Consider the following 8389-nt stretch of genomic DNA (forward strand, 5'->3'; position numbering starts at 1 on the left):
AAAGTATTGTCAGCCGTTGCTCATCGAAATTTTGATCTTTCTCTACTTCTTGTTCAGAAATCTAGGAAAGCTAATAGGAGTCAGCTTAACAAAATCCTGCTTTTTGAAGGTGAAAATACATTTGCAGGTGAGGGCAAACTTACTGGAGTTTATATTTAACAGTTTTTTAAGATTTTTGCATATATCTGAGTACCAATCTAAGTATATATCAATTAAAGTTATAATTCTTAATAATTGGAGTAGCAACTTACGCTCGCAATTTGTGAGCATTGATTCCTGTGAGGATACCAACTAGCAGCCAAGTGATGGCTAATCCGATGACTTCACCTAAAAATAACTGGCTTAAATCGCGCCAGATCATTCCCACAGCAGAACCCACGGGGACAGCAACAGCCCAACTTGCCGCAGAGACAAATATCCATCGCCACGCTAGAGGCTGAGGAATTGCTAACCATTGTGCCAATCCAATCCCCAAGCCGCCAAGAGCACCATAAACCGCGCCTGACAAAATTCTCAGGGGAAGAATCTGAGTGCTAGGTACAATCCAACCCACTGCACCAATACCGATCGCGGTGATAATACTCCAACCCAAAAGACTTGACAAAATCCACCTAATACAAAATATAGGTTCTTTGAGAAGACAGCCTTGAGGAAGTGCGATCGCAATTGAGCCGATAGCTGCCTCTACCACTCCAACATCTGGCTTTTCGCCGACTTCAATTAAGAGTAAACTCAATAAAAATCCGCCAAAAGTAGCTAAAGTCCACAGTAATGTAAAGCCAAATCTAGTATTTTTAGGCGCGAATGGCATCAAAGTTTCTTTGTTTGTAATAGTCTGACAGTTTTAGCATTAAACATCTCAAAAAAACCTTTGCGTCGCTGTTGGGGTGATTCTGGTACGATGTAACCCCACAGACTCTCCCAGTAGAAAAAGGAGATACCATCAAAATTGCGATCGCGCACTACCTGAACCTGTTCTCTAACTTGTGCCATTTTCACCGGATTACCTACCGTTCCTGTTGATATCCCAATACCTACAGGAATTAGACTTTGAGCCAATTTTATAGATGGAAGTTCTAGTTGAGCGATAAAAGACTTTTTGTCATTTCGATACACCTGCAAAATTAACTCATTAACTAAACCTTTTTTTACCCAATTTTCCCAATCTTGCAAATAGTATTTGTAGGCAAAAGCTTGATAGTTAGGAGATAAAGATATTCTAACTTTGGGTTTAACCGCCTTCACAGCTTGGTAGATTTCTGCCATGAAATCAGTAATTTTATCTGCCCGCCACCGCATCCATTCTGAGTTAAAAGGATCGCTTGGGGGACTTTTACCTTGATGTTCTTGCTGGTAGAGTTCAATAGTGAAGCGATCGTAGCCAAACTGTACAGGCATCCCAAAATGGTCGTCAAGTTGAATACCATCCACATCATAATCCCTAACTACTTCTAAAATTAACCCTTGAATAAACTCTTGGACTTGCGGATGTAAAGGATTCAACCAGGCCAGCTTCGTTACTAAAATATTGTCGATTTCTTCTGGTGGGGCATCTTGAGTAGATTTTATACCTTCTTGCCCAATTGTCAACCAATCGGGATAACGCCTTGCTAATTGTGAGTAATGCGGCGTCATAAATCCGTATTCAAACCAGGGAATGACTCTCAAACCTTTATTTTTAGCAAGTGTCACTATCTTTGCTAAAACATCCTGTCCACCGTGCATGAAGTTAAGTAAAGGTTGAGTTTCTGAGCCTGTAGTTATTTTGGCTACAGCACTCTTGTAAAAAGTATGTCCTCGATTCCAAACTACAGGATAAATTGTATTAAAGTTGAGAGCCGATAATTGATTTATAGCACGGTTAATACCCCAAGGTACAAATAGTACACCACTAGCAACATTAGTAAGCCAAACGCCACGAATTTCTGTAGTTAAAGGACTGGTTTTTTGGGAATAAACTGGCAGTGAAGAGGGTAAAAAAACTGTTAAAGCGACTACTAATCCCAAACACAGCAAGTAAGAAACACAACGGCGAGCAACCCGATTCATTTGTAAGCGTGACCTAGTGCGATCGGAATATATATAACTACAAAATAAAGTTGTAATCCTCCGGATGATGTAAAGAAATGATGATTCAGAAGTCAGGAGTCAAAATAGTTGAAATAATACGGAGCCAGTTTTGGTAATGAATATACTTAACGATACCAAAACGTAATAAATTATGACTCCAAACTCCTTAACTCCAAACTCTTGTAGAGACGCGATTAATCGCGTCTCTACTCCTAACTCCTGAATTCTTTCTTATTAAAATCTTTCCACACCTTCAAATTGCTTGAGTGCCGATGCATTTGCTGCTTCACCACAAGTTCGTGGTGTGGGGAATATCTTTTCAGGATTTGCTAACCCTTTAGGATTAAAAACTTGTCTTACCCATTGCATAGTTTCTAAATCAACTTGGCTAAACATCTGTGGCATATAGCACTTTTTCTCTGCACCTATACCATGTTCGCCAGAAATACTACCACCGACTTGGACACAAAGTTTAAGAATTTTTCCGCCCATTTCTTCTACTTGCTCTAATGCTCCAGATACAGAATTATCATAAAGAATTAGTGGATGAAGATTGCCATCGCCAGCATGAAATACATTAGCAACACGATAACCGTATTGTTTACTTAATGCCTCAATTTCATGTAAAACATAAGGCAACTGAGTCCGGGGAATTACACCATCTTGTACATAATAATCTGGGCTTAAATGCCCAGCCGCAGCAAAAGCTGCTTTGCGTCCTTTCCATAATTTCAATCGGGTTTCTGGGTCAGTAGCAGAAGTAACATTCCGCGCCCCATTTTTTTTACAAATTTCGCTAACTCGCTGCTTATTCCCTGCAACTTCCACTTCTAAACCGTCAATTTCTATTAATAAAATAGCAGTAGCATCGCGTGGATAACAATTAGTTGCTACAACATCTTCAACTGCATTGATGCTGAAGTTATCCATCATTTCCATACCACCAGGAATAATTCCGGCGCTGATGATATCAGAAACAGTTGCCCCAGCAGCTTCAATGCTAGTAAAATCTGCCAATAGCACACAAATTGATTCTGCACTTTTGAGAATTCGCAAAGTAATTTCTGTGGCAATCCCTAAAGTGCCTTCGGAACCAACAAACACACCCGTTAAATCATAACCAGGCATTTCTGGGATTTGTCCGCCTAAATCGATAATTTCTCCTTCTGGTGTGACAATTTTTAATCCTAAAACGTGGTTAGTAGTAACACCGTATTTGAGACAATGTACCCCACCAGAATTTTCAGCAATGTTACCCCCAATAGAGCAGATAATTTGACTGGAAGGATCGGGAGCGTAGTAAAATCCAGCACCACTAACAGCTTGTGTTACCCAACTATTAATCACCCCTGGTTGTACAACTGTCCGTTGATTTTCTAAATCAATGCTGAGAATTTGCCGCATTAATGAAGTGACAATTAAAACAGAATCTTCCACTGGCAAAGCGCCACCAGATAGACCAGTGCCAGAACCGCGTGCGATGAAGGGTATAGAATATTGATTGCATATCTTCACCACTTGGGCAACTTGTTCTGTAGTTCTAGGTAACACCACTAGAGCCGGACGTTGGCGATAGCCAGTTAAACCATCGCATTCATAGGTAATGAGTTCTTCACGGCGTTGCACTACACCATTTTTGCCAAGGACAGCCTCAAATGCTTTGAGAATGGGTTTCCAGTTACGTTGTTTTTTATCTTGCGTAAGCATAGTTTTTTCAAGTTTAAGGTAGATGTATGGTGTATTGCAGGCTTTTTGGGAATGCTTTAATTACTATTGTTGCAAGAATAGCAGTCAAAAGTGAGTAAAAAGCGGTCTATGACGACAAGCTGCTTTGCATCTACGCATTTGATGTAGAGTAAGTGCGATCGCCTGATTTAAGTACGGAAGGTGTGATCGTATTTGATGGAGAGGAAAAAGTTGCTTGCCTTCAACAATAACAAAACCTAATATCCTGTAAATTGTTGGGTTTTGCTCTTCAACACAACGAACTGCCTACAAAATCTAATCCTGAGTATATTGAGATGTCAGAGCGTTTAAATTTGCATATAGACAAAAAAACTTGTTATTTTTAAGAATATATGTATAAATAGATTTATCGATACGTGTCTATATTAATTTAAGTTTATGTCTAGCACCATATATGATTTGCCAAGCGATGTAGGCAAAACGTTGTCTGAGTTGAGAAAAATAGCAAAAAAGAAACAAGCTGATATTGCAGCAAGTATAAATGTAGCGCAAAGCCACATTTCACGTATAGAGAAAGAGAAACTTACTCCCACAAGCCATGAAATAGAGGGATATGTTAATGCTGTTGGTACGAAAGAGGCAAAGGATTATTTAGCATTTTTGAAACCTTGGAAGATTTTGAAGCGCCCATCATTCAGGAATCCACAGAGAGACGAGTTATGGAAAGCAGAACTTTCTCTTCGAGAGTTGCAAAAATTAATCTCTGAAGGAGCTCCTGATTTTGTGATGCGTCAAGCGCACATGTATCAAAATAGTGTTCGGGAAGAGGCTGAATATCTTGCATCTCTTGAACACTCCATTATATATACAGGCTCAATTGGTGTAGGTAAAACAACAGCTGTTGGTAAGCTAACAGGGTTAACGATTGCACAAGAGAAACAATTAAGCCGTCAAAGTGTTCTTGCAGTAGGGACTGGTAGGACAACGGTTTGTGAAGTTGGTATCCAATGCAAAGAAAAATTTGGAATACGTATCAAGCCTTATTCCTTGGATGAGATAAACAAATTGCTTGAATACTTATGTATGGATAGCAATAGTAGCAACGAGGAAGAACAAGAGAATCAACAAGAAGTAGTTTCTCAAGAAATCCAGCGTTTGCTATTTAATATGGCTGGATTGAAACGAGAAACTTTTACAGAGTTAGCGAAACAGCATGAAAATCCAGATACTCTGCTTTTCAAGTTTTCAGAGATGTTAAAGCTTCAAGAAAGATCGCGAGAGGAAATTTGGTTCGATAAAACATCTAATCAGACAGGTATAGAATGGCTAAAAGAGACCTTTCGACTAATTAATTATGGACTCCATAAAGATTTTTCAGTGCCAAGACGGATTGATGTTATGGTTCCAGACACATTCTTTCAGTCCTCGATCTATGACTTAGAGATTATTGATACAAGGGGTTTAGATAAGGATGGTACAGCAATCCGGCGCGATTTAATGGACTGCCTTAATAACCAACGAAGCTTGACAGTGTTGTGTTCTCGCTTTAATGATGCACCAGGTAGCGAGATACGCGACCTGATTAATACCCTGATTCAAAATGGTTCTGAAAAAGTATTACAAGATCGTGTAGTCATTCTTGTTCTTCCGAAAAATGACGAAGCTTATAACAAGACCAATGATGCTGGAGACTTAGTAGATTCAAAAGAAGAAGCATATAATCTAAAGCGTGAAGAAGTACAGACTGCATTACAGCCACTACTGAAACAAATTGATGTAAAAGATATACCAATTCTATTTTTTAATGCTCATCCAGAACAGGACAAGCCTGCGGAAATAGCTCAGGCTCTAATTGAGAAACTGGATAAATTACGTTTGAATTATGTTAAACGTCTATCCAGTACAGTAGAGGCTATAAACGCTTTGATTAGAAATCAAAAAGAGCATAATGCACAGAAGGCATACGAAATAGTTAGCAATCAATTAAAGATTTTTTTAGATCGATGGCAGGGAAAGCCTCTATATTTTGGGCGTATTCATGACAAGCTATTAATACCAGAAATGCGGAAAACTCATGCAGGTACAGTACGTGCAACCACACGTCGTAATGGAACCTTAGATAAGTTTGATGTCTATTTACTTCTTGGTAATGGTTCTAAGTCTGTTGCCTGGAACACTACTATGCCTATTTTTCATGAGTTAAAAGGAATACTTCAAAATTTAATTGGCGATTCTCTAGTAAAAGAATACGCAGATAATTTTGTAAATGAAGTATTATCGAACTGGGATGAATGGCATCAAGAATTCCTTACATACTCAGAACAAATCGGGGAACAAATTTTTAAAGGTACTCTCATCAAAAGCGATATCTGGAAAGAGTGTGCGAATATAAAAGGCCCAGGATTTCGTGATGAAGTAATTAGTAAACTTAAACGATGGTTTATCTCTACCGAACAACAGCATTTACACGACTTATTAAATAAACGTATTGAAGAAGCGTGGCAAGAAAAAGTTTTTGGAAAATTAAACAACTTGATAGGTAATGTTTCAACCGAAAAGTAATCAATATAAAGTTTTATAGAGCTTACTCTGCTGGTGAGGGATGGCTAGACCTGAGATATAAAGTATTTCAGCTTAGAGGATATATCTTATCTAATAGAGAACTGCTATAAGGCTAGTAGTAGGTTGGCAAGATGAAGTAAGATTTAACAAGTAACAGAATCTTAGGTTTTCTCTACCAACCTAACCTAAGCACTTTAATGTTTCTTGCTATAACTGAACCGTCTTGCCAACCCAACCTATTTTTTATACTTTCTATAAATTGATTTGCTTAATCTAGTAACCTAGAAATAACGCTCTCAAATACTGGATACAGTCATGGTTCAGGAAGTTCTAATCAATAATGATGATTACTATGTGCCAGATGCCAACCAGCTAGTCACTGAAGATGATACACCTGTGGACAATTTTGCATCTGAAAAACAACAACGCCTCTTGGTTGGTTCTCTTTACAGTTCTCTACAGCAACAAAGTTTTTTAGCAGCAGCTAATATCGGTATTTACCATACAGACGGTCAACCCGCAATTGTACCCGACGTTTTTCTCAGCTTAGATGTGCAAGTACCTGAAAATTGGTGGGAAAAACAAAATCGTTGTTATATGGTTTGGCGTTTTGGCAAACCTCCCGAAGTTGTACTCGAAATTGTCTCTAATAAAGAAGGTGATGAACTGGACAAAAAACTGCAAATTTATGAACACATGCGGGCTAGTTACTACATCGTATATGACCCAAATCAGCAATTAGGAGAAAAAGTACTACGTGTTTATGAACTTAGGGGAACACGCTACTTTGAAACTTCAGAAATTTGGTTAGAACAAGTTGGTTTAGGTGTAACTCTGTGGGAAGGTGAATTTGAAGGCAGACAGGATCATTGGTTACGCTGGTGTTACCAAGATGGGAATGTTTTATCGACTGGAGATGAACGAGCTTCCCAAGCTGAACAACGAGCTTCCCAAGCCGAACAACGCACCCAATTACTAGCAGAAAGGCTACGAGCTATGGGCGTAGATCCCAACACTCTCTAGGACACTCGCTGTAAAGACGCAAAAAAATCTTTGCGTCTTTGCATGAATGAGCAAAAAAATTTTCACGAACTTGTGCAATTTATAAACTGATTTACTCGCTGCCAAACCTTCTCTAATAATTCAGGATCATTCGCATCAAACCATTCAATTTTCGGATATGCTCGAAACCAAGTGCGTTGTCGCTTGGCAAATTGTCGGGTATGCAAAATTGTTAATTCTTTCGCTTCATCTAACGAAATATCCCCAGCCAAATATTGCTTAATTTCTTGATAACCCAGAGTATTCAATAAAGACAAATCAGCGCCATATTTTTGACAAAGATTCTCCACCTCAGTGACCAAACCATTTGCTATCATCTGTTCAGTACGCTGTTGAATACGAGGAGCCAACCTTTCAACATCGCAATCTAAACCTATTTGCAGAATCGGATAATCGGGTGGATTCTCCCCTTGCTGTTCTGAAATTGGATATCCAGTGACGTAAAATACCTCTAATGCTCGTAAAGTCCTTACGGAATCGTTGCCATGAATCTTTTGTGCGGCAACTGGATCGACTTGTTGTAACATGGCGTAGAGTTGTGGTTGACCCAGAGATTCAAGCTGCGATCGCAATTTTATTTGCGGTGCAACCCGAGGAATTTTCATCCCTTGGACAATAGAACGAATGTATAAGCCAGTGCCACCAACGAGTAGAACTGGGAGAGATGAGGAGGATGAGGGGGATGAGGGAGAATTAATTAAGGCTTGTGCTTGTTGTTGATAGTCTGCTACTGTCATCCTGTCTGTTGGATCGCAGATATCTATTAAATAGTGCGGCACCAATTTTTGTTCAGCCACAGTCGGTTTAGCCGTCCCAATATCAAACTCACGGTAAACTTGACGAGAATCAGCATTGATAATTACAGAACATAACCGCATCGCCAAAGCCAAAGCCAAACCCGACTTTCCTGTTGCCGTTGCCCCACAAATTACAATTAATTTAGTCATTAGTCATTAGACCCATCCAAAATATAATCAAAGCACAAAAAAATGGTAGAAAGTAAAATTAG

General features: G+C 39.1%; 6 protein-coding genes. 2 read left to right on the forward strand and 4 right to left on the reverse strand.

Features of this window, described 5'->3' with window-relative positions; translation table 11 throughout:
• Positions 1-247 precede the first annotated feature (247 nt).
• The 3 genes from HWQ40_RS06790 to glcD all read right to left on the reverse strand — a co-directional run bounded on the left by HWQ40_RS06790 (position 248) and on the right by glcD (position 3777).
• A complete protein-coding gene (locus tag HWQ40_RS06790) occupies positions 248-811 on the reverse strand; it encodes a hypothetical protein (RefSeq protein ID WP_292775903.1) in 564 nt (187 codons plus the stop codon).
• Positions 811-2049, reverse strand: a complete 1239-nt coding sequence (locus HWQ40_RS06795) for a glycoside hydrolase family 10 protein (protein WP_292775906.1) — start codon at positions 2047-2049, stop codon at positions 811-813. The genes HWQ40_RS06790 and HWQ40_RS06795 overlap by 1 nt, the downstream gene beginning before the upstream one ends.
• 255 nt (positions 2050-2304) lie before the next feature.
• Positions 2305-3777: a glycolate oxidase subunit GlcD gene (gene glcD, locus HWQ40_RS06800; protein WP_292775908.1), complete on the reverse strand. Its 1473-nt coding sequence runs from the start codon at positions 3775-3777 to the stop codon at positions 2305-2307.
• A gap of 417 nt (positions 3778-4194) precedes the next feature.
• On the opposite strand from glcD, the gene HWQ40_RS06805 reads away from it, so the two are divergent.
• Both HWQ40_RS06805 and HWQ40_RS06810 read left to right on the forward strand, forming a co-directional pair.
• A complete protein-coding gene (locus HWQ40_RS06805; RefSeq protein WP_292775910.1) occupies positions 4195-6318 on the forward strand; it encodes a helix-turn-helix transcriptional regulator in 2124 nt (707 codons plus the stop codon).
• 315 nt (positions 6319-6633) lie between these two features.
• Positions 6634-7341: a Uma2 family endonuclease gene (locus tag HWQ40_RS06810; protein WP_292775912.1), complete on the forward strand. Its 708-nt coding sequence runs from the start codon at positions 6634-6636 to the stop codon at positions 7339-7341.
• Between the two features lie 62 nt (positions 7342-7403).
• On the opposite strand, the gene miaA is transcribed toward HWQ40_RS06810, so the two are convergent.
• Positions 7404-8327 (reverse strand): tRNA (adenosine(37)-N6)-dimethylallyltransferase MiaA, encoded by a 924-nt coding sequence (gene miaA, locus HWQ40_RS06815; protein WP_292775914.1) that lies wholly within the window; start codon positions 8325-8327, stop codon positions 7404-7406.
• Positions 8328-8389 lie beyond the last annotated feature (62 nt).

The organism is Nostoc sp. NMS9 (genome assembly GCF_017114995.1).
Taxonomy (GTDB): Bacteria; Cyanobacteriota; Cyanobacteriia; order Cyanobacteriales; family Nostocaceae; genus Nostoc.